This is a genomic window from Gordonia sp. 852002-50816_SCH5313054-c, from assembly GCF_001665925.1.
GTDB lineage: Bacteria > Actinomycetota > Actinomycetes > Mycobacteriales > Mycobacteriaceae > Gordonia > Gordonia jacobaea.
In genome coordinates this window covers 98,102-122,983 of sequence record NZ_LZTE01000025.1, presented here as the reverse complement: position 1 = coordinate 122,983, position 24,882 = coordinate 98,102, and the positions used below count along the sequence as shown (strand labels likewise).

Below are 24,882 nucleotides of genomic sequence, written 5' to 3'. Positions count from 1 at the left end.
ACCCGCGTAGGTGAGGGGGTATTTCTTGGCGGTGGCGGAGGGATTTGAACCCTGCGCAGATGACAAGGATGTCCTCCCGAATCGCTTTCACCAGCACAGATTCGACCACTATCAACCAGTCCAACCGTGCTCAACACTGACGAACTGTGCCCAAATTGTGCCCACGGCAGTCAGTCTGTCGTAGGTCACGGCTACCGTGCGAGCACCATTTCCTATCACCAGGAGAACCACATGCAGACACCCGACGAGCCGACGTGGGAGCGGCTGACCCAACTCACCGCCACCACGCGGTCGTACGCCCCGACACGATTCATCCTCGCTATCGCATCGCTCGTCGACGCCGACGCCATCCGCGGAGCAGTGACCACCGTCGACCTCGCAGGGCCGACTGTCTGGACGTCCGTACTCGTCACGGATACCGCACTCTGTCGCGTCTCAGCCTCGTTCGACGCCGAGCACTTCGACCGCGAGGAAGAGTCCCAACAACAATTCCGGTACAACGCCCCAGCCATGACACTGACGGAAGCGTGGACACGTCCGCTCGCTTCCGTGCGCGAGATCTCGATCGCAGACGTGTCTGGCGAGATCGATCGACAGAAGTGGTATCGGGTCGCTGGAATGAAACTCATTCTCGATGACGGAAAGCAGATCGAATTACCGGACCAAGGACGTCTTCACGACACTCGTGAGCGTGAGCAATCGGATGAGTTTCTGACGGCAGTTCGCCGCGGCGTTAGCTTCTGACTCGGTCGTCAGCGGTACCAGCGGCCGACCGCCGGCGGCACATCGGCGACCACGTACACCGATGACACTAGGCCTGTATGAGAGTCGCCCGTTACGCCAGCGTCAAGAACTGCGAGGGTCTCGTCGCTGCTCGCGTCGACGAGCCGAACGGACGTGTTGATCCCGGGGTGTACTGGCTCGACTCGAATCGACGAGTCCTCCATGTCCAGATGCCATTCCGAGCGTTCGCCACGCGACTTGAGGTAGTCCTCCACTCGCTCCGCCTCGAGTTCGACGCACAGGCACGAATGACCAGGATCAGAACCGGTGGGTCGGACTCGATAGAACTCGCCGTCGTACTCGACGGTGTGGCCGATCGGGTTCGCTTTCGCATTCAACCGATCGAGCTCGTGCGCAACCATCTCCGGGACCGTCGGGATCGGCTCACCATCGGGGACCGTGATGTCGAATTCATCGCTCATCGGACGAGGATCGCACGCACGAAGCGCCTGTCCTGCACGTTTCTGCGCGGTTCCCGCAAAAAAATATTTCCACTCACCGGCGAGTGGGGTGCCCGCCCCCTTTCTAGGATTTTCGGGGGGGTGGGTGGAGCGGTGACGCCCCCGGCCCGGAGTGGCGGGTCGGGGGCGTCGGTGTCGGCGCTGGCGGTGTCGTGGGGCTTCTCTCAAGGTGTGGCCCGTGGCCGGCCCTGGCCGCCATGCTGTCCGCGTGTCCCGGAATGGAGTGCGGGGGTGCGGTGAGTTTGACGCCGAGTCAGTAGAACCAGGCGGCTGGTTCGTCGAGGTTGGGTTCGGTTGCGTGGCCGACCTCGGTCATGGGTACGGCTGTTTCGTCGGGGACGGAGGCGAGGACGTCGGCCATGCCGGGGTCTGCGCTGATGAGGTTGACCCAGTGGCCGCGGCGGGATGCGGCGATCTTGCCTTTGCGGATTGCGTCGTCGACTTTGGTCTCGACCTGTTGTTTGGCGGCTGCTGCGGTGAGTCGTCGGCCTTCTGCGGCGTCTGCGCGCAGCGTCGAGAGGGTGTCGGTGTCGACGGCTTCTAGGCCGAGGCGTTTGGCTGCGGCGGCGACGGCGCTGGGTTTGGCGGTGTCGTCGACTGCTTCGCTGGCGAGGTTCTCGATGACTGCGAGGATCGCGTCGACGTCGCTGGTGTCGGTGTCGGCGGGTATGCCGAGCAGCTCGAACAGTTGGGCCGTCTGGTCTTTGGTGAATGTGAGTGCCATGGCGTTGTTCTCCTGTCAGGCCGTGAGGCTGATCTTCTTGGCCGCGTAGGGCTTGTCGACGGCGAACGCGGGTACGGCGTAGGCCTGCACCCATTTCGATCGGGTGGCGCGGTCGTCGTACACCTCGACGGTCAGGGGGGCTTCGAATCCGACGGTGCCGACCTGTCCGGCTGCGAGTGCCCATACGGTTCCGGCGGTGATCCGTGGGTTGCTGTAGAGGGTGACGCCGGCGCTCTTGAGCATGGCGTCGAGGCCGTCGCCGTAGGCGGTGCGTAGCTCGTGGGCTTGCTCGGGGTTGACTGCGACGAGGTCGTGGCGCACGCCGAGTTCCTGGAGGTCGGCGACGAGTTGCGCTTCGGACAGGTGGGCCGAGGGCCGGTCACCGGATGGGGTGAGGCTGTCGGCGGGTCCGACGAATACGAGGTTCTCCCAGTTGCCGTCGATGACGACGCTGTTGTTGGGGCTCGTGACCTTCGCGTTGAGTTCGGCGTAGGCGCGGGTGTCGATCTTGCGGGCGATGGTGTTGGCCAGCTGGGTGGTCTGTTGATCGAGGTAGGACACGTCGTTGCGGCGGATCTGCTCGTCGGTGATCTGGAATTTGCCGCCCCAGTCCTCGACGACTGCGAGTTGCGGGTCGGGATCGACACCCTCGACAACCTTGTATTCGCCTCCAGGTGAACGCTTTTCGACGTCGCTGCTGTAGAAGTCGGACGCCTGGATCACGCTGTAGAGCATGCCGCCACCTTCGACGGGCTTGCCGAGCTGGTGAAAGAACTTCGGTAGCAGAGTCTGGTCGTCGGCGAGCTTCGCGATGCGTTCCCGCAGGATTCTGGTGGGGTCTTTGAGGGCGACGTCGACGGACAGTCGCCGGCCGGACAGTTCGGGAATGAGTGCGCTGGGCATGGGTTGTGGCTCCTCGTCAGATCAGGGCGATTTCGGCGTCGGTGCCCGACGCGGCGGCAGTGATGGTGTAGCCGACGACGACACCAGTGGTGCGGGTGACGGCTTGGCCGTTGGTACCGACTTCGACGTCGACGCCGGCGGCGATCGCAGCGCCAGCGCGAACCTTCACGACGCCGTCGCGCGCGACACCGACGAGTTCACCGACTCCGGCGTCGTGCTTGGCGACACCGAATGCGCGGGCTCCGGCTGCCGGGTGGGCGACGGACAGGCTGCCGTCGCTGGTGCGGCTGCCGGAGATCGCGACGAAGCGGCGGCCGGTGACGGCTGCGGTCGGTTGGGCGGTCACGTCGCCGCCAGGGGCGTAGACGCGCGCATTGGGTAGGACAGTGGACACGAGTTACCTCAGCTTTCGGTGGGCGCGACGTCGGCGGGCGGCCGCGACGAGCACGATGGTGGAGTGGTTGTTCCTGGCAGGCGTAGGGGTGCGGAGCGTCACGCGTCCGCTGGATGCGGCGACGAGCTCCTGGAGGCTCGCGAGGTCGTCGATGCCGGGGTTGGTGGAGCCGAGTAGCGCGACACCGGTGAGGACGAGGGGCCATTCGCGGCCGGTGGTGTCGCGGAACCCTTGCAGCGCTTCGACACTGCGGTCGGGCCAGTGCATGGGTGCCGCGTCGGCGAGCCAACGGGGCAGGACGAGGTCCCCAAGCAGGGTTCGGCCGGCGGATGCGATGCGGAGGTTGTCGACGTACCCGAATGACGGGGTGCCGTCGAATCGGTCGTCGACGTGGCCGAGTTTCACCACGGGTTTGCGGAGCACGCCAGCGCGGAATGCGTCGACGACTGAGCGCAGATCGTCGGTGTCGACCTGCCACCGGCCAGTGGAAATGTCGTGGGTGCCGACCTTGACCAGTTCGACACCGCGCAGGGTGCTGGTATCAGCCACGATGGGCCTCGCTGTCAGGTGTGACGCCGTTCGGCGCGGTCGACAACGGCTCGCGCCGCAAGTAGCCACCGACCGCCGGCTTTTCGAGCCGGTAGACGCCCCCGGCGCGCAAGGTCGCGGACCGCGTCGGATGTGATCCCGAGGACCGCGGCGGCCTGGGCGGTGTCGAACAGTTCATGAGCGAGGTCTACACCCGAATCCGGTTGAGCTGCCTGTTTTCTCGCGTCCACGTGTGTGTCGCGGGTCGGGACGCGAGATGTGGCGCGAGAGAGCTTGTTACGCAACGACGTCAGACGCAGCGAGGGTTGGCGGCGGGTCTCGGCGAGCGCTCGTTCGTAGGCTGCGATGACGCGCAGCACCTCGCGGGCGTCGTCGGCGCCCAGGAGGACGCCCGTCACAGGTTCTATCGACATCGCTCAGTCGTCCTCGTCGGCGTCGCGGACCGTATAGAGCGCGGCGAGGTGGTCGTGTAGTGCGGCAGGTTCATCGAGGCTGCGGGGCAGACGGGACAGCGCCCACAGCAGCGGCCGGAACAGTTCATCTGGCGCGGCCTGTTCGACGCGCGCGAGTTCGGTTGCCGCGCTGTTGAATCCGACGGTGTCTCCGCGGTATCCGTGAAGCACGAGACCCACGACGGCACGCTGGATGCGGAGTTCACGCCTGACCTCGCGGGGGTCACGCTCGGCGGCGGTCACTTCTGATCCCGCTGGTTCGACAGGTACTGCTCGAGGCAGGCGCGGCATGTCCACCCGTGGGTCGATCCGGCCCACACGCGGCACGGGCCACCACACCGCGAGCACGTGTGCGGGCGTTCAGTTCGAGATTGGTTACGGCTCATTGCGATTTCTCCTCTTGTTCGACGGCGTCGTGCAGTTGGTCGGCCAGCTCCTGGGCTTCGATGTCGGACATGCTCATCAGGTGGGGCCCGACTCGCAGTTGCACCGGCCGGTCGGTGTCGTCGACGCGGCGTACCCGCGCGCGTTCGGTGATCCCGTGGAATCTCATCGGGTGGCGTCGTCGCGGGTGCGGTGTGTTGCGCACGCGTCACCGGGGTGGTGCACGACGATGCGGCACGGACGCCCTGACCGGGTGGGGCGGCTGCAGCGCAGAGGCGTGTTGTCGATGCGGGCGCGCCACTCGTCCGACAGAGGGCAGACGCATTCGTGGCTTTGGTTCGGGTCGCCGTGGTCGACGTCGGGCTCGCCTAGTCGGTCGGTCTCGACGAGCCATGCGTGTCTGCGGCCCGCTTGGTCGACGGCCTCGGCGACCTCGATGCCGGGCAGTCCGTAGGGCTCGAGGTCGACGCGTGTGTGTTCGTCGACCAACTGTTGGTGGGTGCGATCGTGGTCGTCGCTCATCGTGATGTCTCCCCTCCGGCGCGGCGGGTCGAGCGGTCGCGGGCGACGCGCTGGTTCTCGCTGTAGATCGTGACGGTCCGTTTCGGTGGTTCTGGGTCGGGCGCGGGAGGCCGTCCGTCGGCGCAGTCTTCGCAGCGGTCACCGATTCGGGCGGCCGGAAGTTCGATGGTGCATTCGACGCATCGTCGGGTCTTCTTCACGGTCGGTTTCGCCGCCTTAGTGTTCGCGAGGACGTGGAGCGTCTGCGGCTCGTGTGGGTGAGCCACAGACGCCTGACTTTCTGTTTTTTCGGGGGGTCCATCGTTGTTTTTGGGTCCATCGCCTCTGACCTGCGGTTTTGGGGGTCCATCGTCTGTGGCTGGACCTGCCGATGGACCCCTGTTTTCGCTGGTCAGGGGCGATGGACCGGGGTGGACCTCGATGGACCCCCCTGCTAACCGATATCGTGTGCCATTCGTCACAGAGATTTCGATGACCGAACCGTCGGCGATGAGGTCGGCAAGTGCGGGCGTGAGAGCGTCTCGCCAGTCCGATCGGGCGCGCATTCGGAGGTCTCGGGTGGCGAGTTCGCCGTCGCGTTCGAGCCATCGGAGGATGGCCGCGCGGGCGCGTTGCAGCTTGCGGTCGGCGATGACTTCGTCGCGTTCGGCGGCCGCGATCGCGCGTGCCTCGTTGACCTTGCGGGCGACCGCTCGCGCCTCCCGTTCGATGCGTGCGCGGGTGCGATCGGAGACCCGCATCAGCACGCCCGCGAGTTCCCAGTCGTCGAGGCTCACGGTGTGCATCCGGCCGTCGAGCACCATGAGTGCGGACGCAACTTTCGCCCGTGTGAGCAACGCGTGACCGTCGAGTGGGTTGACGTCCGGGTCGTCGCGGAGCTTGCGGAGGTGATGAGTTTCCATCGCTCGGACGGCCTCGTCGGGCAGGGCGAGGCGAACCTGGCGGTCGGCCGGCACGAGGGTGCGGGGCACGGTCCACCGTTCAGGCTCGGTAGGTCGGGTGTCGGGTGCGTCGGGGTCGGCGACCGGGAGCCACAGGAACCGTTGCGCGGTGCCAGCGAGATCCGACAGCAGCGGCGCGGCGCGCTCGGGCTGCACTCCGACTGACAGGACGGCGCGGTAGGAGTGGGCCGGCACGATCAGGCGTGTGTGCTTCTGTGCGTTGGCTCCGCCGATCGACTCGCCGGAGTAGAGCTGACGAAGTGCCGACATGATGGTGGCGCCCTGGCGTGAGCCGAGAGCGGCAAGGCCGTCGACCTCGGACGCGGTGAACATGGCCCTGTTGGTCTCACGCTTGCCGTCTGCGTCGGCCGCGAACGTCCGTGCCAGCCCTTCACCGGACCCGATGGGAAGCTCGGGGAACTGCGGCAGGTTCGTCGCGTCACGCGCGGCAGCTTCGGTGGCGCCTTTGCCGTGACCCGATCGGCCGACGAACGCGACGAACACGTTGAGGCTCGCCACACCGCCGATCGTGGGTGGCAACACGACAGTCGGGTCCAGAGATGCGTTGGCGCGCAGGATCAACGAGCCGAGCAGTGCCCACGGGCCAACCATTCGGGCGCGGGCGAACGCGAGGATGTGGGCCAGGACGGGCCGGGAGTTCCAGAACTCGTCGGCGTCGGTCAGCATGCGGGTCTCCTTCGAAGGTCGGGGTGTTCGCGGTCGAACTCGGCGCGATCGCGGATCACCTTGGCTTTGGATGCCCAGCTGGTCGCGGCGGATAGGTCGTGACTCATCTCGCGCAGTCGTTGGCGGGCGAGTTTGTCGTCGGCGCGGAGCTGATCGGCCAAAGTCTCTGCCAGAGTGTGTGTTTCGTACGCCCAGGCGAGGGCGGCTCGCGCGATCGACGACCGCCAACGTGGGTCGGCGGGGTCGAGGTCGAGCCAGCCGGGGGTGGCGAACTGGGGCGAGGGCACCAGCAACCCGGCCCGCACGATGAAGGACCGGGTTGCTGGGTAGTTGACAGCCATCTACTGCGAGACCGCCAGTTTCGCGGCCGCAGTGAGGACGTCAGCGAGTTGCCGAGCCTCGTCGACCGTCAACGACACTCCGACATGCCCTCCGGCCTCAGTCGCCGGTTTCGCGAGCGTCAGCCCGACCATCGCGACGCCGTTGCCGAACAACTTGGCCGACACGTTGACCCGGGCGGTCACCCACTCTTGGTCATCCAGGAAGCTCCAGCCGACCGCGTGAGTCACCGGAACCGATGCGATGGTCGATCGGTAGCAGCTACCGGTCAGACTGGTGCCGATCTGATCACGTTCCCGATCCGCCCAGGTTGGCCGTGGCAGCGGCATCATCTTCTCGAGGTCGCCGCCATGCTTGATGAGCGTCTGGCTGTCTCCGGCCTTGGAAAGATGCGTCCACTCGGTCAGCTCGGCAGGCTCACCGCAGTGCATGTGTGCGGCGTTCCAGTCCTCGACGATCTGGTCGATGTCGTCGGCGGTGTCGTCGGGCCAGGCGCCGACGATCTGCGCTTCCTCGCCGCACTCTGCGCAGGTGAGGATCGTGGCGGCGCTGGTGTCCTTTGGCAGCGTGGTCATTCGGTCACCACCGTCTGCAGGACGAGACGGCCGTCGGCAATATCTCCGGCCAGTTCGGCGAGTGCCAGCAGATCCGTCACGTCGAAAGGCTCGATGTGCGCCATCGCGTCCAGCAGCGCGTCGCGGGCCAGATCGTCGTCGAGACCGAGCGGCATGGCTCGTCCCGTCGCTGTGAGGTGTCGCGGCAGGGGTGTAGCGTTCACGTCAGTTCTCCTCTTTCGTGGGGGTTGGAACGTCGCCCTCGGAGCCGGTGGCCGCCGGACCGGGGGCATCTTCTTGTCCGGGCCGATCAGCCCGAAGATCGTGGGATCGCGCGACATCGTCGGCGACATCCTTGGTGGCAAGAGCGAGGTCTCGCAGGCGACCGCGGTACTGGTCGGTCATGGGAGTCTCGAGCAGCACTTCGTGCAGCAGATCGGCCGCCCGCGTGAGCATCCCGACCCGGATCCGGATATCGAGGCGATCCTCGTCATCGCTGTGATCGGGACTTGCGAGCTGGGGCGCCGTCACAGCTACTCGACTCCGCTCCACCCTCTCGACCGGGCGCGTGAACCGGCGCATCTGTGATTCATCGGCACCGAGACCACAGTCTGAGTGCCCCTCGAACTGCTGGTAGCGATTCACGAAGCCGCCTGATCGGTGCGCTCGAGCGTGTTGGATGCAACCCACACGTCGATGTCCTCCTGGCGGTAGAACACCTTGCGGCCGACCTTCACGAACTTCGGCCCGTTGCCCTGAATACGGAGTTGTCCCCAGAAGCCGTCGGTCGTGCCGGGGAACCGCTCCTTCATTTCGCTCGCAGGAATCATGTCTGTTCAACTCTCCTCACCTGTGCGTGTTTCGTACCCACTTGTTTGGGTCTTGTTCAATCAGTACCGCACCACTCGACTGTTTACAAGTACCGAACTATTGTTTCGATCATGGCAACAAGACGGGTTGAGATCGGAGCTACAGGCGACACAGTGCGCCGCAACATCGCACGCATCAGAAATGACCAGCGACTGACACTGCGCCAACTCGCGGAACGACTGAACGAAACTGACCGACCACTGAGCTACACCACCCTCAGTCAGATCGAGAACGGAGCTCGCAGAGTCGACGTCGACGACCTCATGACACTGGCTGTGGCACTTGATGTTTCACCGGGCGCACTGCTAGTCAGCGAGTCCGACCAAACGACGTCGGCGACGGGACTGCCATCGGTGAGCAGCCGCGAACTCTGGCTGTTCCTCGAGGGCTACTGGTCGCCTCACGGAAGTGGCATCGACTTCGTACTCAGGTCAAGACCGGGCATGTTCCCCCGCATCAACCGATCGGTGTCCAGCACCGCGCGCAGTCTCGCTATCGAGCGGCGCGTACTCGTCGACCAGGACGCCGGGGTGCTCGAGAGCAACCGGATCGGCAATGCGGACTACATGCTCGAGGAGTGGGAGAACGATGGCGACGATTGAGGCGTACACGACGAAGGCCGGACGACGGTACCAAGTCCGTTACCGCACACCAGATCACACGCAAACGAAGAAGCGTGGATTCAAGACCAAGAGGCTCGCCGAGGCGTACGCCGCGACCGTCGAGGTCGAGAAGCTACGCGGTGAGTACATCTCGCCGACACTCGGGCGGATCACCGTAGGCGAACTCGCGCCGGCCTGGTTGTCACGCAAAGAATCCGACGTCGCGCCTTCGAACTACCGCACACTCGAATCTGCGTGGCGCACCCACGTCGAACCGCGATGGGGTCGTCGGCGCGTCACCGACATTGACGTCGGACAAGTCGAGCAGTGGATAGCCGACCTGAACCGAGATGGTTCCGGAGCGACGACAATCATTCGCGCCTACGGCGTTCTCGCCGCGATCCTCGATGACGCGGTGAAAGCGCGGCGCGTCGTAACCAATCCGGCCCGCGGCGTGGAGAACTTGCCACGCAAGACACGCAAACGACATATCTACTTGACCGCTGACGACGTCGCGCGTCTCGCCGAGGAGTCCGGCGATCACCGGGCAATCGTCCTGACCCTTGCCTACTGCGGACTGCGCTGGGGCGAACTCGTCGCGCTGCGGATCCGGGACGTCGAGTTCCTGCGGCGACGACTCACCGTCCACGACAACGCGGTACAGCTCGGTTCCGAACACGTCGTCGGCAGAACGAAGTCACGCAAAACCCGGTCGGTACCAGTCCCCCAGTTCGTTCTCGACGAACTCGCCGTCCAGTGCCGCGGACGCGATCTGACCGAACTCGTCTTCCCAGGGCCACGCGGCGGCTACCTCGCGCGACCGAAGTCAACGCGCGGATGGTTCGCCGGCGCGGTAAAGCGTTCAGGTGTCCAAACCATCACCCCGCACGACCTGCGACACACAACAGCAAGCCTCGCCGTATCAGCTGGCGTCAACGTCCTCGCGCTCGCACGGATGCTCGGACACACCTCCGCGAAGGTCACACTCGACGTCTACGCGGACCTGTTCGACGACGACCTCGACGCCGTGGCCTCAACATTGAACGCGCGTTACTCGCCGAGTGTGCCCAAAACGTGCCCACGCGAGGCCTGACAACTCCTATCCCAGGCAGCGAAACACCCCCTCATCTGCGTAGATGAGGGGGTGTTTCTGGCGGTGGCGGAGGGATTTGAACCCTCGGTACGGGGTTACCGCACACAGCATTTCGAGTGCTGCACCTTCGGCCGCTCGGACACGCCACCGCGGAAGACTGTACCGCAGCTGGCGTCTGACACTAAATCAGCAGGTCAGCGAAGCGCATGTCACTCACCGCGCCAAACGGCTCAGTGGCCGGTGAGCTTGTTCTTCAGGCCGTCGACGCCTTCTTTGACCTTGTCGGCAACCTCAGACACCTTCTGCTTGCCTTCGGCTACAGCCTGGTCGCCCTTGCCCTCATTCTTGAGGTCGTCGTTGTTTGTCAGGCTTCCGACAGCTTCCTTGCCCCGACCCTTGAGCTCTTCTGCCTTGTTCTGTGCATCATCAGTGGTTGCCATAGAACTCTCCTTCGCGTGTGCGAACCAGAGCGCGGTTTTCGCGTCTCCTGAAACCCACCGTACACACCGTCGAAGTACGCCTGTTAGATCGAAATCTGTCCGCGTCGAAGCCTGTCCGAATCACCCTCGCACACACCTGAACTCCGATGACGTTCTCGATCGAGGGCAGGTCTCACTTGCCGAGGAGCTTGTCCTTGATCTCGCCGAACTTCTCCTTCGCCGTGCCCACAGCGCCCTGAACTTTTTCGTTCTCGGTGAACTCGGTCAACTTCTCCTTCGCTGTGCCCACCGCATCCTGAACCTTCTCGTTCTCGGTGAACTCGGTCAACTTCTCCTTCGCTGTGCCCACCGCATCCTGAACCTTCTCGTTCTCCGTGAACTCGGTGATCTTGCCCTTGACCGACTCCACGGCCTCGTTGATCTTGTCGCTTGATTCACTCATGATGTCGACTCCTCGCCATGCAGAGCCCGATGCTCCACGCTCGGTTACCAACCTGCCACACCGCGGCGACTGTGTCTTTCGGTGAGAACCCTGGTTTGTGCACGTCTCGACACCCCCAGCGATCAGGTGGTAGCCCGCCGCAGCGCGTCGACGATGCCATCGAGGTTGCGCTCGAATCGCTGCTCACGATCGCCAAAGAGAACTCGACCGGCCTCCACGACCAGCGGGACGTCGTCCCCGAGCATCTCGGTCCGATCCGACAGTGAATAGCGCGGCTCCCCCGATTGAGCGCGCTCCTGCTCTTCGATGACGAATCCGACGACAAAAGCTGTCACGAATTCGACCGCGCTCACAGCCCTTTCCAGATCGACGCCCGACGCGACGAGTTGCTCGAGCCACGGTTCCTGCGCGCGCAGCACCTCCGGGTCGGTCAATCGCGTTCCGCTGAACGTGCGCGCTCCGTCGCGATGCGCGAGGTACTCGCGACGAAGTACGCGCGCGTAGGTCGCCACCGATTCGGGCCAAACCCCCATCGGTTGCGCACGGAGTTCGGCGATCACCCGACGTTGAATCTCGGTGCCCATCTCGTCGAGCAGCGCCTGCTTGTTCTCGACGTGCCAGTAGAGCGCGGGCGCCTTGACTCCGAGTCGGGTCGCCACGGCGCGGACCGTGACGGCGTCGATGCCCTTCTCGTCGAGGAGGTCCAACGCCGCTTGCACGATGTCGGCGCGGTTCAGCCCCTTGGGTCTTCCTGTTGGCACGGTTGACAGCTTAACAAAGTTAAGGGAGTCTGGATGCAGACCCGATTTAACAAAGTTAAGGAGACTCGTCATGAAGGCAGCAATCATCACCGACGCCGGACGGACCCCGGTGCCCGGAACATTCGACGAACCGCAGGTCGTCGCGGGAACCGAGCTCTTCGAGCTCGTGGGCGCAGGCCTGCACCAGATCGTCAGGTCATTGGCGGCGGGCCGCCACTACGGAAGTTCCGGCATATATCCCCAGGTACCCGGCATCGACGCCGTGGTGCGCGCAGCGGACGGTTCTCTGCGCTACACCGGACGCATCGCACCTCCGTGGGGCACGATGGCCGAGCGCATGGCGGCACAGGACGGATTTCCTGTTCCCGACGACGCCGACCCGCTCGCAGTGGCCGCAGGGGTCAATCCTGCGGGCTCCGGATGGCTTCCGCTGCACGCCCACCGCGACGCGCGCGGCAGTTTAGGGACCGTGCTGATCCTGGGCGCGACGGGGATGTCGGGTCGCCTGGCGGTTCAGAGCGCTCGGGCCCTGGGTGCCGAGCACATCATCGCCGCCGGCCGGAACCAGGCGGTGCTGCGCAGCCTGCGCGCGCCCGACGTCGACGTCGTCGAACTCGATGTCGACGATCCGGCAGGCGCGCTAGCTGAGGCCGTTGCCGCGTCGACGCCCGACCTCGTCCTCGACTACGTCTGGGGCCCGATCGCCGAGGCCACGTTCGCGGCACTCGGACGGCAGGGATTGCACGAAGACGACGCTCACATCTCGTACGTCCAGATCGGGTCGCTCGCCGGGGCGCATGCAGCCGTACCGTCGACGCTCCTGCGATCGCGGAACATCACCATCTCGGGCAGCGGGGCGGGTTCGGTGTCGGCCGAGCAGCAGATGCGCTCGATACCAGCGGTCATCGATGCGATCGCGTCCGGCGCCCTGCAGGTGCCCTACGCAGCGTTCGGGATCGACGACGTCGAGAAGGCGTGGAGCTACGACGGACCGGAGCGCGCCGTCGTCACGCCGGGACGGGAGCGGCCAGGGGCGCACCGTCGGCGGTCTCGAGCGCCCAGTCGACGGTCTCGAGCGCCCAGTCGACGGTCTCGAGCGCCCACTCGACGGTCTCGAGCGCCCAGTCGGCGGTCTCGAGCGCCCAGTCGACGGCTCAGCCCTCGCGACGCGTGTCGAAGAAGCCGACCATCAGCTCTCGACACTCCGCCTCCCGCACCCCGCCGCGGACCTGCGGGCGGTGGGCGAGGCGAGGGTCGCGGACGACGTCCCACAGCGACCCGACGGCGCCGGTCTTGGGTTCCCAAGCGCCGAAGACCAGTGAGTCGACGCGTGAGAGCGTGATCGCTCCGGCGCACATGGTGCATGGCTCGACGGTGACCGCGATTGTGCATCCGGGCAGCCGCCACCCGTCACCGAAGGCGCGCGCGGCGGCACGTAGCACGAGGATCTCGGCGTGGGCGGTCGGGTCGGCGTCGAGTTCACGGCGATTCCCGGCACGCGCGAGTTCGACGCCCGCCGGGTCGAAGACCACGGCTCCGATGGGGACGTCGTCGGGTCCGGAGGAGTCGACGGCAGCAGACAGCGCCTCACCGATCATCTGATCCCACAGGCTCATCTGATCCCGAACGCGCGACGCGTCACGCCCGCCGTTCACCTGCGGAGCCTTCAGTGTCCGAGCGAGTCGAGCACCTTCGACAGTTCGTCGGCGAATCCGAGTCGCGCGGCGATCATGCCGATCTGCTCGTCGGCGTAGAGGTCGGTATCGCCGACGATCACGCCCATCACCGCGTCGGGAAGTCCGAGGTCGGAGAGCACGCCGAGGTCGCCTTCCTCCCACGGGTCGATGTCGTCGAGCTCGTCGTCGTCGAGATCGGGGACGTCGACGTTGATGGCGTCGAGGACGTCGGCGGCGATGTCGTAGTCGATCGCGGCGGTCGCGTCGGAGATCAGCAGTCGCGCACCGCCGGGGGCCGGGCGGACGACGATGAAGAATTCGTCGTCGATGTCGAGGAGCCCGAACACGGCACCCGCTGCCCGCAGTTCACGCAATTGCGTCTCGGCGGCGGACAGGTCGGTCAGGGCAGACTCGTCGAGCGCCTTGACCTTCCAAGCGGCATCCTCGCGGACCACGGCTACCGCGAAACCCTCGATATCGTCGATCGCTTGCTGCTTGTTGGAGTCCGAAACCCCAGCGCCGGCACCTGCCATGACGCTCACGGTAGTCGAGAATCGACGCCCGCCCCAATCCCCTTCCGACTCAGGTCGCCTACACTCCGTCGCCACGCGCTCCGAGACCCGAGACCGATGTGCGAATCTGGACCTTGTGACCGAAGACAAGCAGGGCAGCCAACCGCAGACCGCGCAGGAATCACAGACGACGGCGACGACTCGACGACCGGTCTGCATCCTCGGCCTCGGACTGATCGGCGGGTCGTTCATGCAGGCCCTGGCGGCGGCCGGTCGTGACGTGTTCGGCTACAACCGCTCCGAGGCAACCGTCGACGCGGCGTCGAATTCTGGATACGACGCCTCGTCGGATCTGGTTGCGACGCTGCAACGCGCGGCAGCCGACGACGCGATCATCGTGCTGGCCACCCCGGTCACGACGATCGAGCCGCTGCTGAGTGCAATCGCCGAAACGGCACCGCGATGCCTGCTCACCGACGTCATCAGCGTCAAACAGGCTGTGGCGGAAAAGGTTTCGAGGCTTCATCCACACGCGCGCTACGTCGGAGGGCACCCGATGGCCGGGACGAGCCGGTCCGGATGGGACGCATGCGATCCGACGCTGTTCACCGATGCGATGTGGATGGTCACCACGTCCGACGACACGGACGCCGACGATTGGACCGCGGTGGCAGAGCTCGCGTTGGAGGTGTCAGCGGTTGTCGTCCCCGCGGCGCCGGACGCACACGACCGGGCCGTCGCGGCGATCTCGCACGTTCCACACCTGCTTGCCGCGGACACCGCCGCCGTCGGCGCGGGCGAGAGCAACCTTGCGTTACGCCTGGCAGCAGGCAGTTTCCGGGACGGGACGCGCGTTGCCGCGACCGAACCCACGCTGCAGCGCGCCATGATCGAGGCCAACGACATCGCCGTACTCAACGCACTCAGCGAGGCGATCGACCGTCTCGTCCAGGCACGCGACGAACTGCGCGACTCCGGCAGCGTTGCCGCTCTGATCGACGACGGACATCGCGCGCGCATGGCTTACGAGGAGATGGCGGCGCGGGGTCGGGAGCCGATTGTCGGGGTCAGCGTCGGCGCGCCCGGCTGGGCGTCGGACATGCGTAAACAGGCCCACGAGGGGCGAGTCTGGCTGGGGTGACCCCTCAGACGCGCTCGGCCAGTCCCGAGTAGTTCACGACGAAGCCGTTGTCGTCGACGGTGATCTTGGCCGTCGCGATCGGCGAGACGACGTCGATGCCGTCGGGTCCCGAGGTGTAGTGCATCTGCGCCGGCTTGACCTCGCCGGTCGGCAGGTAGACGTACGCCACCGGGATCTCGACGTCGGTCGGTGCTGTGTTCAGGCCGAATCGACGGATGGGCAGCGCGTTGAACATCGGCGACATGGCCAGGTCGACGTCCTGCGCGCCGTCGAAGTCACTGCGGATGGTGTCTCCGTTGGTGCGCACGAGCCAGAGGTTCTCGTCGTCGTGGGAGAGTCCGAGTTGGCTCTCGCCGCTCTCCCGGAGGAGGTGGATGGAGAGTCGCTTCGTCACGCCCGCGTCGTTGGTGATCAGCTCGTACGAGGCGGAAAACGCCTCCGAGTCGGCGGTAGCCGCCGAGATGATCCGACCGTATGCCTTGATGCGCAGCCCGGACACGTGCAGGCGTACCTGCTCGAGTCTGTCGACTCCGACACCACGCCAGGTGATCATCGTCTTGTACTCCCGAACCGGAGCGGTGTCGACCGATCCGCCGCTCGCTGCGGTGTCGTGATCAGGGGCTGGGGTTGTACTCACGCGTCTACGGTAGCGAGCGAGAGGCCGCTACACACATCGGATGCCGGTCTCCATCACTTCGTTACGGTCACGCGCGGCACGAAGCGGTCCGTCGGGCAGACCCTGCGTCGACCCGATCAATCGAGACGCTCTGGCCGTCGACCTTGATCTCACACGACGCCGAGCTGTTCTGTCCGGCGAGGACCAGCAGTCGTAGCGGCGCCGATCCCGCGGTGAACTCGAGGTGCCACGTGGGCGGTGGGGTGAACTCGCTGCGCAGGCCGACGTCGTCGACGTAGAGGATGGTCCCGCTGCCCTCGATGGTCGCGTCGTAGGTGACGGATCGGCCCGCGGTGTCGCTGTCGCGCGGTGCAGGCGTCGCGCCGGGCGGGAGCATCGGGTTGCCCGGCTGCTGTTGCTGGGTCGGGACGTCGGGAACGGTGGGGTCGACGATCGTCAGGGTCGCGGGCGCGTCCTGCGACTGTGCGCCGGATTGCCGTATCAGCGAGAATCCGTAGAAGACCAAACCGAGAACGACGGCTGCGACCAGCGCGAACACCACTCCCGTGCCGAACTTTCCCGGCGACTTCGGCTGACGCCGCTCGTCGTCGAAGTCCGTTGGGTCGGGTCCTGTTTCGTCGGGTGGGGGTCCACCGTGTGGGGGTGTCGCGCCTCCGGGCGCGGAGGTCTGGGGTCCGGCGGCAGTCTGCGAGGGCTGCTGGCCGGGCACGAACCGCGGCGTGCCGTCGGGGGCGAATCCGAGCGGCGGGTAGAGGCCAGGCATCAGCGGCGCGCGATAGAGGTCCTCGGGCCGCGGCCCCGCCTCCTGCTGTCCCATGCTGACGCTCCCGTCTCCACTGCCTGCCGACATCCCTGACGCCGCAATCCCTGATCCCGACGATACGGACCGCCACGACGACGCGACGGCCGGCCACGGGCATCGCGCCCGGGCCGGCCGTCGTGTGTGTTCGGTTAGACGGTGTTCTGCACGGGCGCGAACTTGAAGCGTCCGTCCTCGAACAGGAGCGGGTAGAGCAAGCCGCCGATGATGCCACCGACGAGCGGGGCAACCCAGAACACCCACAACTGTCCCGGTGCGCCGTTGCCGTTGAAGAAGGCGACGCCCGTCGAGCGTGCGGGGTTGACCGACGTGTTGGAGATCGGGATCGAGATGAGGTGGATGAGGGTCAGCGCCAAGCCGATTGCCAAGGCGCCCATACCCTTTGGTGCACGGACGTCCGTCGCGCCGAGCACGACGATCAGGAAGAACGCGGTCAGCAGGATCTCGGCCACGATGACCGCGACAAGCGTGTAGTTGCCGGGGCTGTGCTCGGCGTAGCCATTGGCAGCCATATTCCCCTCACGCGACCACCCCGGTTTGCCCGAGGCGATACCCCAGAGGGCGAGGCCCGCAAGCAGACCGCCGACGATCTGCGCGACCCAGTAGCCCGGCAGGTCGCGCCACGGAGTACGTCCGCCGACGCATGCACCGAGCGTGATGGCGGGATTGAAGTGGCCTCCGGAGATGTGACCGAGGGCGTACGCCATTGTGACCACGGTGAGACCGAAGGCGAGGGCGACGCCGAGGTAGCCGACACCCACCTGGATTCGGGTGCCGGTGTCGTCACCGACGGCCACCTCTTTCGCGGCAAAGATCGCGGTACCGCAACCGCCGAAGACCAGCCAGAACGTGCCGAACAACTCGGCAGTGATTTTTGCAATGGGCGAAGGCATAGAGTTCCTCTCGTCGTACGACTCGGGACCGGATGTCACATCAAGCACTTCTGCCACTTCAGTACATCACCGATGATTGCAGATTCTCAGTGTCCGATTCACAACAGTGACCTCGGCGAGACCATGTGCAGACCTGCGCTCCGGTCGACGCCGGACGCGATCCGTCGACGACAAACTCCCCGCCACCGAGTACCGGTGACGGGGAGTGTGTGGTGCGCCCGTAGGGATTCGAACCCCAAACCTTCTGATCCGTAGTCAGATGCTCTATCCGTTGAGCTACGGGCGCGTAGCGTTATTCAGTTCTCCGCGGTCGAGGCTGACTGCGGTGGCGGAGGCGAGAGGATTTGAACCTCCGGTCCCGTTTTAGCGAGACAACTCATTAGCAGTGAGTCCCATTCGGCCGCTCTGGCACGCCTCCTTGGCGGAGTCCTTTCGAACTGCCGAGTGGAAAGATTACACACGGTCATCAGTCCGAAGCAAACCGCGAGCTACGGGGCGCGACGACCTGCATGGACAGACCCTCGCAAAGGCGTCGTGGAGCACGGGCAGACGGCGTCTCGCATGAGCCGGTTTCGGCATGGGCACGCTCGCGTCCTACATTTGACGTGTGAGTTTCCGCCTTCGCCTTCACCTCGAAGAACTGCCCGTCTACGTGCCCGGTGCCACTTTTCCCGGCGCGATCAAACTCGCGAGCAACGAGGTGACGTTCGGGCCGCTGCCCAGCGTCGAGCAGGCCATCACCGACTCGCTGCAGACCATCAACCGCTACCCCGACAACGGCATGGTGGAGTTGACGGCCTCGCTCGCCAAGCGTCTGGGCGTGACCGAGGACGAGATCCAGGTCGGCTGCGGCTCGGTCAGCCTGTGCCAGAACCTCGTGACAATCACGTGCGAGCCGGGCGACGAGGTCTTGTTCGGGTGGCGGTCGTTCGAGACCTATCCCCTGGCGACCCGTCTCGTCGGAGCTGTGCCCGTGCAGATCCCACTGACCGACGAGCTCAGCTACGACCTCCCCGCGATGGCCGACGCGATCACCGACCGCACACGCCTGATCTTCGTCTGCAACCCGAACAACCCGACGGGGACCATCGTCGACGCCGACAGCCTGCGGACGTTCCTGGCGAAGGTTCCCAGCGACGTCGTCGTTGCTCTCGACGAGGCGTACTTCGAGTACATGCGACCGTCGCAGACGCAGGCGTACGACGCCATCGAACTGCACCGCGAGTATCCCAATCTGGTTGTGCTGCGGACATTCTCGAAGGCGTACGGACTCGCGGGGCTGCGCGTCGGATATGCGATCGCGCATCCCGAGGTCATCACCGCGCTCGGCAAGGCTCACGTACCGTTCTCCGTGAACTCGGTGGCCCAGGCCGCGGCCATCGCAAGCCTCGACGCCGACGACGAGCTGCTCGCGCGCACCGAGGCGATCGTCGAGGAGCGCACCAGAGTCGCAGAGCAATTGCGCGACATGGGATATCGCGTCCCGGCGACGCAGGCGAACTTCGTCTGGATCGAACTCGGCGACGCGACAACCGATTTCGCTGCCGCCGCGCGCGACGCAGGCGTGATCATCCGACCCTTCGCCGGCGACGGCGTGCGCGTGACCGTCACCGAGGCCGAGGATAACGACGCCTTCCTAACCTTCGCCACCCGCTGGGCCGAGGACCACTCGGCGGGATAAGGCGCACAGTCGACGGGATAAGACGCCCATTCGACGGTCTGGAGCGCCCAGTCGACGGTCCCGAGCGCACCGTCGACAGTCCCGAGCGCACAGTCGACGGGATAAGACGCCCAGTCGACGGTCCCGAGCGCCCAGTCGACCGTGCGGTCACCGTCGAGTGGGCGCCCCATACGGCCGAGTGGGCGCCTAAAACGGCCGAGTGGGCGCCGCGCGGCTCAGTACAGGCCGCGCGAGACGGTGCGCCAGGCGGCGGGGAGGTCTTGCTCCCAGTAGGCCCAGGTGTGCGTGCCGATCAGGCGGAAGCCGTCGGTGTAGCGCACGTTGTTGGCGCGCATCGTCGCGGCGAACTCCAGCGAGCAGCGGTAGGCCCCCAGCTCGAGCGCCGACGACGACGCCGTCACGGCCTCGGGTGGGCCCTCGTCGGGTTCGATCCGACGCTGCAGGTCGAGCGGGCCGATGGCGCCTGATCCGGCGGCCAAGAATATGTCCTTGCCGCGCAGTGCGTCGAGGTGCTTGGCCGGATCGTGAGCGTCCCAGCCTGCGGAGCCGAACGGGCCCCACATGTTCGTCGCGTCGCCGCCGTCGCGGCCGACCGTCGTGCGTACGTATGCCTCATTGGCAGCGCCGGAGACCGGCGGACAGCCCGACAGCGAGGCGAGTCCGCTGTAGGTCGACGGATGACGGATGGTGAGTGCGAAAGCCGCCTGGCCGCCCATCGACAGGCCGATGATCGCGTTGCGCCCATTGCCGTCGAATTTCTTGTCGACCAGCGGAGGGAGCTCCTTCGCCAGGAAGGTCTCCCACATGGGTTGTCCCACTTTGGGATCGCGCTTTTGCCAGTCGGTGTAGAAGCTGCCCTTACCGCCGGTCGGCAGCACCACGTTGACATTCTTGCCCGCGAAGAAGCGGCCCGCGTGGCCCTTGGTGATCCAGTCGCTCACGTCGCCCTCGGCTCCGGCGCCGTCGAGCATGTAGACGGTTGGTCGCGGACCCGACGCATTTGCGGGGGTCAGCACCGACAGCTTGATCTTCGTCTTCATCGACGGCGACGTGACCCAGACGTCGGTCCTGAGCGGTCCCAGCTTCTCAACCTTCGCGATCTTCGCGACGGGCACGGGTGCTGCGTCCGCCACGGCGGGAACGCCGGTGAGTAGCGCGGAGAATCCGACAAGCGCGGTCGCGAGCACGGCAGATCGTCGAATCACCGACCCACTACCTCCCGTGCGCCGACGCGCAGCCGTGATCCTCCAACGCCCACCCATGCAAGTGTCTCCTCGAACTCTTCGGAGTGCACCGACCATCCAGGTCGGGCACTCGCGATCGTGCGCATCTCATCGTCGTGCGCACATCTTGAAATGTCAGGACGGCCCGCATCAGTGGGTTCCCCTCCCACTGCGGCCGGTGTCGTCCACAGGGTACGTGTCGTTCCTGGCAACCAACATCCCCGAACCGTCTTCGCGCAACGTCGACATAAGGTTGTTATTGTGACGACACCAAAGGATCTGGATAGTTCGACGAAGTCCGCAGGTGAGCGCGGTATGGGTGTCGGAGATTTCGCATTCGTCGCCGAGGTCCCCGTGCGATGGTCGGACATGGATGCCTTTGGTCACATCAACCACGCGCGGATGGTCACCCTCATGGAGGAGGCCCGCATCCAATGGTTGGTCATGGCAACCACTCTGGCTGCTGAAGCCGACACACCGACCGGGTCCCAGGCGGAACTGATCAAGAGCGCGATGATCGTCCACGTCGAGATCAGATACCAGAGCCAACTACGGCACGACGATTCGCCGTTGCGGATTGGCATGTGGATCAAGGGTTTTCGATCGGTCGACTTCACCATCGGCTATGAGATCCGCGGCGCGCACGCCGAGGACGATTCCAAACCCGCCTGTGTCGCGAGCACCCAGATGGCCGTCGTCGACGTTGAGGCACACTCGCTTCGACGACTCACCGGCGTCGAAAAAGATCACCTGCGGTCCTGGTCACGCGCCTGAAGCGACGCGGGTCAGGACGGCTCGTAGCGGGCGGGTAGCTCCCGCGGCACGGCAGGCGAAATGCGTGCGATGTTGCCCTCGAGGACGTCGCGGTAGATACGCAACTGCTCCTCGCCGCTGCGCACCTGCTCGGTCAGACGTTTGGCGTTGTCGACGGAGATCTCCCGGTCGCCCGACCTGGCGATGAGCGCGTCGATCCGGTCGTCGATGGTTGCGGCCCTGTTGTATTCGGACAGGATCTGCAGTTCGACGGCGGCCGACTCGACGACGTACGCGACGTCGCCGAGCGCCTGCACACGGTCGATGAGCTCGGTCCAGACCGGCCGCAATACCGTTTCACGACGATCGATCTGGGCGGCGAACGAGGCGTCGAATCCGCCGTTTCGCTTGGCGCGGTCGAGGTCGATCCGCACCGAGCGCAGCGCGATGACGTCGGCGACGATCTCGGCGAGTTCGGCGTGCAGATTGACCTGCGTGCGCTGCACGGCGAAGTGGTCGGACCGCCACGCCGGATTGCGCATGATGCGGTCGTAGTAGTGGGCGGCGAGGAACATCAGCGTCTCGTAGCCGTCGACGAAGTTCGCCACACCGGACAGCGGTGAGGCGGGGTTTCTCGGCGAAGCGGGAGTTCCGTCGACGGCGGCGACGCGGTTAGCCCACTCCCCGGCCTGCGGATATCCCGAGCGGGCGGCGACCTGTCCGACGACGCCCGCGATCCGTTCGACAGCCGCCGTTCCCGCACGACGCATCGGGTTCGACGTGTTCACGTTCGGGGTCGGTGTGCAGAGCAGTCCGGCGAACAGGCGCTCCCGCTCTTCGATCTCGAGGTACACGTTCTCTCGACGTTCCCTACGGATGGCGCGCGTACTACCTGCGAAAACACCCTTCGCGGTCACGATCAGCTTGCGCGAGTCGTCGCGCCGACGCAGCAGCCCGTTGAGACGCCCGCGCATCAGCGTCACGACCATTCCGGGCACCATCGGGGCGTCGAGTTGGCTTTCGAGCTGGACGATCGCCCGCTGGAGTCGACGCAACTCACCGAAACCCGTGGGCAGCGTCGGTACAGGCAATCCGGAAGAGATTCGGCGGACCAGGATCGCCCGGCCTGCCGGGGTGAGATACCCCGACGCCACGAGCAGTGCGGCGGCATCGGAGAGTTCGGGGCGTTCACCGGCGACGGCCGATCGCTCACACCAGCTGCGGATCTGAGCACTGCTGTCGCCACCCCGCTGGGCCGCGCTCTTGTCGATCATCGTCGTAACGCCTTTGGTTCGGGACCGTCTTGCGGGCGAGAGTAGTCAGTTCACCCCGCCGCGTTCCCAGATTCTACCTGCGCAATTCGGGTGCCCGAGGCGTCGGCGCACGCCACAGCGGTCGGGTCGCGCGGTGCAGCGCCCACGCGACGGGGATGCTGATCGCGGTTGTCACCACGAACGCCACCACGACGTTGCCGCTGAACACGCGATAGTTCAGCAGGTCCATGACCACTTCGAGTACGAGTACGTGCACGAGGAAGAACTCGTAGGAGATCTCGCCGAGCCACACGACGGGACGGCTGCCGCACAGCCGAGCCCACGGCGACGACTGGTCGGTGGCGGTGAGCGGACCAACCATTCCGACGGCGATGACGAGGTAGAGCAGATGCTTGACGATGGTGGCCGACGCCGTGCTCGGCGTGATCGTCGGCTCTCCTGCCAGCGGCAGACCCGACACGAGGAACGCGACACCCGCGGCCGTGAGCCAGAACCAGGTGTTCCACTTGGCGACGAGCGGCGCACAGACCGCCAGGACCATGCCGGCGACGAACCATCCGAGGAAAGCAGGCGCCCAGAGTCGGGCTGTCGGATCGGCGTCGGGATTGCCGTCGACGAGCACCGACCACACCGGACTGACCAGCCCGATCACGAGCAGCCCACCGATGAGCAGATCGGGTCGCCAGCGACGTCGGCACACGACGACGATCAGCAGCCAGGCGATCACCGGCAGGAGCAGGTAGAACACGACTTCTGCTGCGAGACTCCACATCTGGGTCAGGCCGGCATGCAGGTGGCCGATGCCGTAGACCTGCGTCAGGGTCATGTTTCGCCAGAAACCCGACCAGCCAACGCCTGTCACCGCGGCCTCGCCACCCGGCGAATACCAGCCGTAGATGAGGTAGACCGCGATCACCGTGATCCAGTACGCGGGCAGGATTCGCCGTGCGCGATGCCAGAAGTAGCGTCGAGTCGACGGTGGGGCCGAGCCCTTCTGCAGCGGCCGAATCCACTCCGAGAACAGCAGAAACCCCGAGAGCACGAAGAAGATGGCGACGCCGACCTCGAACCGAGAGAAGAGGCGTCCGACGTAGTCGTCGGTGTAGTTGCCGGTCCAGAAGGCCGCATGTGTCAGGCAGACCGCGGCCGCAGCCAGCGCACGCACTCCGGTGAGAGACGGGATGCGGTGGGCCATGGGCCGATCCTGCCAGGTCGAGCGAGCGCGGCAGCGTCGAGGACCTCTCGTCGCGTGGCAGGATGACGTCATGGGAGACGAGCGCATCCAGGGCCAGATCTGGCGCGATGGCAAGAAGGTCGACGGATTCTCCCTCGAATCGGTCTCCGACCTCATCGGCGAGTCCGACACCGTCGTGTGGGCCGACCTGCAGTGCCCGACCCATGAGACGCTCTCTTCGCTCGCAGACGAACTCGGGTTGAACAAGTTCGCCATCGAAGACACGATCTCGGCCGCCGAGCGCGTCAAGACCGTCACCTACAGCGACCACACCTTCATCATGGTGTACGGCATCGAGATGAAAACGTCTGCGACACAGAATGTTCGACGCTCCGACAGCGATTCCGACGACGACGCTGACGACGACTCCGACGATCCACCACCTCCGAGGTCGGGGGTGGTCGCCAACAACGGGCAGAATCAGCGCGCCAAATCCTTTACATTGCACCGCATCTCGATCTTCATCAAGGACAACGCCGTCATCACGGTGCGTATGCATCCGGGCGACGGGATCAAGACCGTGGTGGAACGCTGCGAGGACACGAACGCCGCGTCGCTCGGGGTCGGCGGGTTGCTCTACGTGGTGCTCGACGTCGTGGTCGACGGCCACTTCGACGCGGTCCAGGTACTCGACGACCAGATCGAGGAGCTCGAGGACTATTTGTTCGACGAGTCCGTTCCCAACGTGAGTCTGCAACGTCGGACGTATGACCTGCGCAAGGATCTCGTGGTGCTGCGGCGGGTGGTGCTCCCGATGCGCGAGGTGGTCGGCACCATCCAGCGACACCGCTACCAGGATCGCGGAGAACACGCGGCCGAGCTCGACCCCAACTACTCCGACCTCTACGACCACGTGCTGCGCGCCGCCGAGTGGACCGAGTCACTGCGCGACATGCTCAGCAGCGTCTTCGAGACGAACCTCTCGTTGATGGACGCGCGGCTCAACACCGTGATGAAGAAGTTGACCGCGTGGGCCGCGATCATCGCTGTGCCGACCCTCATCACCGGCTACTACGGACAGAACGTGCTGTTCCCCGGATACAGCACGTCGTGGGGTGTCTGGGTCAGTGCGATCCTGATCGTCGGGTCTGTCATCGTGCTCTACATCAACTTCCGCAAGCGGGATTGGCTGTAGTC

The 24,882-nt window shown here is 65.5% G+C and carries 33 protein-coding genes, 3 tRNA genes and 1 pseudogene; 9 read left to right on the top strand and 28 right to left on the bottom strand.

What is annotated here, in order from left to right:
• Positions 1–231 precede the first annotated feature (231 nt).
• Positions 232–744, top strand: a complete 513-nt coding sequence (locus A5788_RS03525) for a hypothetical protein (protein WP_064865088.1) — start codon at positions 232–234, stop codon at positions 742–744.
• Positions 745–752: 8 nt separating this feature from the next.
• Here A5788_RS03525 and A5788_RS03520 read toward each other — a convergent pair whose 3' ends face one another.
• The 13 genes from A5788_RS03520 to A5788_RS23780 form a co-directional block, all read right to left on the bottom strand.
• Positions 753–1,205: a hypothetical protein gene (locus A5788_RS03520; RefSeq protein WP_064865085.1), complete on the bottom strand. Its 453-nt coding sequence runs from the start codon at positions 1,203–1,205 to the stop codon at positions 753–755.
• Between the two features lie 292 nt (positions 1,206–1,497).
• Positions 1,498–1,968, bottom strand: a complete 471-nt coding sequence (locus A5788_RS03515) for a phage protease (protein WP_064865081.1) — start codon at positions 1,966–1,968, stop codon at positions 1,498–1,500.
• A 15-nt stretch (positions 1,969–1,983) separates the two neighbouring features.
• Positions 1,984–2,871, bottom strand: a complete 888-nt coding sequence (locus tag A5788_RS03510) for a major capsid protein (protein ID WP_064865078.1) — start codon at positions 2,869–2,871, stop codon at positions 1,984–1,986.
• A 16-nt stretch (positions 2,872–2,887) separates the two neighbouring features.
• Positions 2,888–3,265 (bottom strand): capsid cement protein, encoded by a 378-nt coding sequence (locus A5788_RS03505; protein WP_064865075.1) that lies wholly within the window; start codon positions 3,263–3,265, stop codon positions 2,888–2,890.
• Between the two features lie 3 nt (positions 3,266–3,268).
• Positions 3,269–3,814 (bottom strand): hypothetical protein, encoded by a 546-nt coding sequence (locus A5788_RS03500; protein WP_197494538.1) that lies wholly within the window; start codon positions 3,812–3,814, stop codon positions 3,269–3,271.
• Positions 3,815–3,828: 14 nt separating this feature from the next.
• Positions 3,829–4,227, bottom strand: a complete 399-nt coding sequence (locus A5788_RS03495) for a helix-turn-helix domain-containing protein (protein ID WP_064865072.1) — start codon at positions 4,225–4,227, stop codon at positions 3,829–3,831.
• Between the two features lie 3 nt (positions 4,228–4,230).
• Positions 4,231–4,509, bottom strand: coding sequence for a hypothetical protein (locus tag A5788_RS03490; protein ID WP_231894223.1), 279 nt, complete (start codon positions 4,507–4,509; stop codon positions 4,231–4,233).
• A gap of 139 nt (positions 4,510–4,648) precedes the next feature.
• Positions 4,649–4,819, bottom strand: a complete 171-nt coding sequence (locus A5788_RS23785; RefSeq protein ID WP_156525440.1) for a hypothetical protein — start codon at positions 4,817–4,819, stop codon at positions 4,649–4,651.
• Positions 4,816–5,172: a hypothetical protein gene (locus A5788_RS03485; protein ID WP_064865069.1), complete on the bottom strand. Its 357-nt coding sequence runs from the start codon at positions 5,170–5,172 to the stop codon at positions 4,816–4,818. Before A5788_RS03485 ends, A5788_RS23785 begins: the two co-directional genes overlap by 4 nt.
• A complete protein-coding gene (locus A5788_RS03480; protein WP_064870079.1) occupies positions 5,169–6,800 on the bottom strand; it encodes a hypothetical protein in 1,632 nt (543 codons plus the stop codon). The genes A5788_RS03485 and A5788_RS03480 overlap by 4 nt, the downstream gene beginning before the upstream one ends.
• Complete coding sequence (locus A5788_RS03475; protein WP_064864682.1) at positions 6,794–7,141, bottom strand: hypothetical protein; 348 nt, start codon at positions 7,139–7,141, stop codon at positions 6,794–6,796. The genes A5788_RS03480 and A5788_RS03475 overlap by 7 nt, the downstream gene beginning before the upstream one ends.
• The gene (locus A5788_RS03470; RefSeq protein WP_064864684.1) at positions 7,142–7,714 is read right to left on the bottom strand and encodes a hypothetical protein; all 573 of its coding nucleotides are present in this window, start codon (positions 7,712–7,714) and stop codon (positions 7,142–7,144) included. It lies immediately after the preceding gene.
• Positions 7,711–7,917, bottom strand: coding sequence for a hypothetical protein (locus A5788_RS23780; protein ID WP_156525439.1), 207 nt, complete (start codon positions 7,915–7,917; stop codon positions 7,711–7,713). Before A5788_RS23780 ends, A5788_RS03470 begins: the two co-directional genes overlap by 4 nt.
• A gap of 100 nt (positions 7,918–8,017) precedes the next feature.
• On the opposite strand from A5788_RS23780, the gene A5788_RS23775 reads away from it, so the two are divergent.
• Complete coding sequence (locus A5788_RS23775) at positions 8,018–8,281, top strand: hypothetical protein (protein WP_156525438.1); 264 nt, start codon at positions 8,018–8,020, stop codon at positions 8,279–8,281.
• 53 nt (positions 8,282–8,334) lie between these two features.
• On the opposite strand, the gene A5788_RS03460 is transcribed toward A5788_RS23775, so the two are convergent.
• Positions 8,335–8,523, bottom strand: a complete 189-nt coding sequence (locus A5788_RS03460; RefSeq protein ID WP_064864691.1) for a hypothetical protein — start codon at positions 8,521–8,523, stop codon at positions 8,335–8,337.
• 111 nt (positions 8,524–8,634) lie between these two features.
• On the opposite strand from A5788_RS03460, the gene A5788_RS03455 reads away from it, so the two are divergent.
• Positions 8,635–9,165, top strand: coding sequence for a helix-turn-helix domain-containing protein (locus tag A5788_RS03455; RefSeq protein ID WP_082938004.1), 531 nt, complete (start codon positions 8,635–8,637; stop codon positions 9,163–9,165).
• The gene (locus A5788_RS03450) at positions 9,152–10,258 is read left to right on the top strand and encodes a tyrosine-type recombinase/integrase (protein ID WP_064864695.1); all 1,107 of its coding nucleotides are present in this window, start codon (positions 9,152–9,154) and stop codon (positions 10,256–10,258) included. Before A5788_RS03455 ends, A5788_RS03450 begins: the two co-directional genes overlap by 14 nt.
• A gap of 58 nt (positions 10,259–10,316) precedes the next feature.
• On the opposite strand, the gene A5788_RS03445 is transcribed toward A5788_RS03450, so the two are convergent.
• From A5788_RS03445 to A5788_RS03430, 4 genes are all read right to left on the bottom strand, one after another.
• A tRNA-Ser gene (locus A5788_RS03445) sits at positions 10,317–10,407 on the bottom strand.
• 81 nt (positions 10,408–10,488) lie between these two features.
• Complete coding sequence (locus A5788_RS03440) at positions 10,489–10,698, bottom strand: CsbD family protein (protein WP_049700151.1); 210 nt, start codon at positions 10,696–10,698, stop codon at positions 10,489–10,491.
• A 172-nt stretch (positions 10,699–10,870) separates the two neighbouring features.
• Positions 10,871–11,140, bottom strand: a complete 270-nt coding sequence (locus tag A5788_RS03435) for a hypothetical protein (protein ID WP_049700152.1) — start codon at positions 11,138–11,140, stop codon at positions 10,871–10,873.
• 122 nt (positions 11,141–11,262) lie between these two features.
• Entirely contained in the window at positions 11,263–11,901 is a 639-nt protein-coding gene (locus A5788_RS03430; RefSeq protein ID WP_049700153.1) for a TetR/AcrR family transcriptional regulator C-terminal domain-containing protein, read from the bottom strand.
• Between A5788_RS03430 and A5788_RS24480 the strand changes: the two are divergent.
• Positions 11,822–12,574, top strand: a pseudogene (locus A5788_RS24480) (hypothetical protein); the annotation flags it as partial. The gene A5788_RS03430 and the pseudogene A5788_RS24480 sit on opposite strands and share 80 nt — an antisense overlap.
• A 481-nt stretch (positions 12,575–13,055) precedes the next feature.
• On the opposite strand, the gene A5788_RS23415 reads toward A5788_RS24480, so the two are convergent.
• Complete coding sequence (locus A5788_RS23415) at positions 13,056–13,517, bottom strand: nucleoside deaminase (protein ID WP_082938012.1); 462 nt, start codon at positions 13,515–13,517, stop codon at positions 13,056–13,058.
• Positions 13,518–13,567: 50 nt separating this feature from the next.
• On the bottom strand, positions 13,568–14,110 hold the full coding sequence (locus A5788_RS03415) for a tRNA adenosine deaminase-associated protein (RefSeq protein ID WP_005208124.1): 543 nt from the start codon (positions 14,108–14,110) through the stop codon (positions 13,568–13,570).
• 115 nt (positions 14,111–14,225) lie between these two features.
• On the opposite strand from A5788_RS03415, the gene A5788_RS03410 reads away from it, so the two are divergent.
• The gene (locus tag A5788_RS03410) at positions 14,226–15,230 is read left to right on the top strand and encodes a prephenate dehydrogenase (RefSeq protein ID WP_082938005.1); all 1,005 of its coding nucleotides are present in this window, start codon (positions 14,226–14,228) and stop codon (positions 15,228–15,230) included.
• 4 nt (positions 15,231–15,234) lie between these two features.
• On the opposite strand, the gene A5788_RS03405 is transcribed toward A5788_RS03410, so the two are convergent.
• The 5 genes from A5788_RS03405 to A5788_RS03385 form a co-directional block, all read right to left on the bottom strand.
• Positions 15,235–15,783 (bottom strand): putative glycolipid-binding domain-containing protein, encoded by a 549-nt coding sequence (locus A5788_RS03405; protein ID WP_049700292.1) that lies wholly within the window; start codon positions 15,781–15,783, stop codon positions 15,235–15,237.
• Between the two features lie 151 nt (positions 15,784–15,934).
• Complete coding sequence (locus A5788_RS03400; RefSeq protein ID WP_049700293.1) at positions 15,935–16,684, bottom strand: hypothetical protein; 750 nt, start codon at positions 16,682–16,684, stop codon at positions 15,935–15,937.
• A 134-nt stretch (positions 16,685–16,818) separates the two neighbouring features.
• A complete protein-coding gene (aqpZ, locus tag A5788_RS03395) occupies positions 16,819–17,580 on the bottom strand; it encodes an aquaporin Z (protein WP_049700155.1) in 762 nt (253 codons plus the stop codon).
• A gap of 210 nt (positions 17,581–17,790) precedes the next feature.
• Positions 17,791–17,866: transfer RNA gene (locus tag A5788_RS03390), tRNA-Arg, on the bottom strand.
• A gap of 40 nt (positions 17,867–17,906) precedes the next feature.
• Positions 17,907–17,998: transfer RNA gene (locus A5788_RS03385), tRNA-Ser, on the bottom strand.
• A gap of 189 nt (positions 17,999–18,187) precedes the next feature.
• Between A5788_RS03385 and hisC the strand changes: the two genes are divergently transcribed.
• Positions 18,188–19,261, top strand: a complete 1,074-nt coding sequence (hisC, locus tag A5788_RS03380) for a histidinol-phosphate transaminase (protein ID WP_049700156.1) — start codon at positions 18,188–18,190, stop codon at positions 19,259–19,261.
• 215 nt (positions 19,262–19,476) lie between these two features.
• On the opposite strand, the gene A5788_RS03375 is transcribed toward hisC, so the two are convergent.
• The gene (locus A5788_RS03375; protein ID WP_231894224.1) at positions 19,477–20,523 is read right to left on the bottom strand and encodes an alpha/beta hydrolase; all 1,047 of its coding nucleotides are present in this window, start codon (positions 20,521–20,523) and stop codon (positions 19,477–19,479) included.
• A 276-nt stretch (positions 20,524–20,799) separates the two neighbouring features.
• Between A5788_RS03375 and A5788_RS03370 the strand changes: the two genes are divergently transcribed.
• Positions 20,800–21,258, top strand: a complete 459-nt coding sequence (locus A5788_RS03370) for an acyl-CoA thioesterase (protein ID WP_049700158.1) — start codon at positions 20,800–20,802, stop codon at positions 21,256–21,258.
• Between the two features lie 11 nt (positions 21,259–21,269).
• Here A5788_RS03370 and A5788_RS03365 read toward each other — a convergent pair whose 3' ends face one another.
• Together A5788_RS03365 and A5788_RS03360 are read right to left on the bottom strand one after the other, a co-directional pair.
• On the bottom strand, positions 21,270–22,511 hold the full coding sequence (locus A5788_RS03365; protein WP_049700159.1) for a hypothetical protein: 1,242 nt from the start codon (positions 22,509–22,511) through the stop codon (positions 21,270–21,272).
• Between the two features lie 73 nt (positions 22,512–22,584).
• Positions 22,585–23,706 (bottom strand): acyltransferase family protein, encoded by a 1,122-nt coding sequence (locus A5788_RS03360; RefSeq protein ID WP_049700160.1) that lies wholly within the window; start codon positions 23,704–23,706, stop codon positions 22,585–22,587.
• 70 nt (positions 23,707–23,776) lie between these two features.
• On the opposite strand from A5788_RS03360, the gene A5788_RS03355 reads away from it, so the two are divergent.
• Positions 23,777–24,880 carry a magnesium transporter CorA family protein gene (locus A5788_RS03355; RefSeq protein ID WP_049700161.1) on the top strand — a complete coding sequence of 368 codons (1,104 nt, stop codon included), beginning with the start codon at positions 23,777–23,779 and terminating at the stop codon, positions 24,878–24,880.
• Positions 24,881–24,882: the final 2 nt, after the last annotated feature.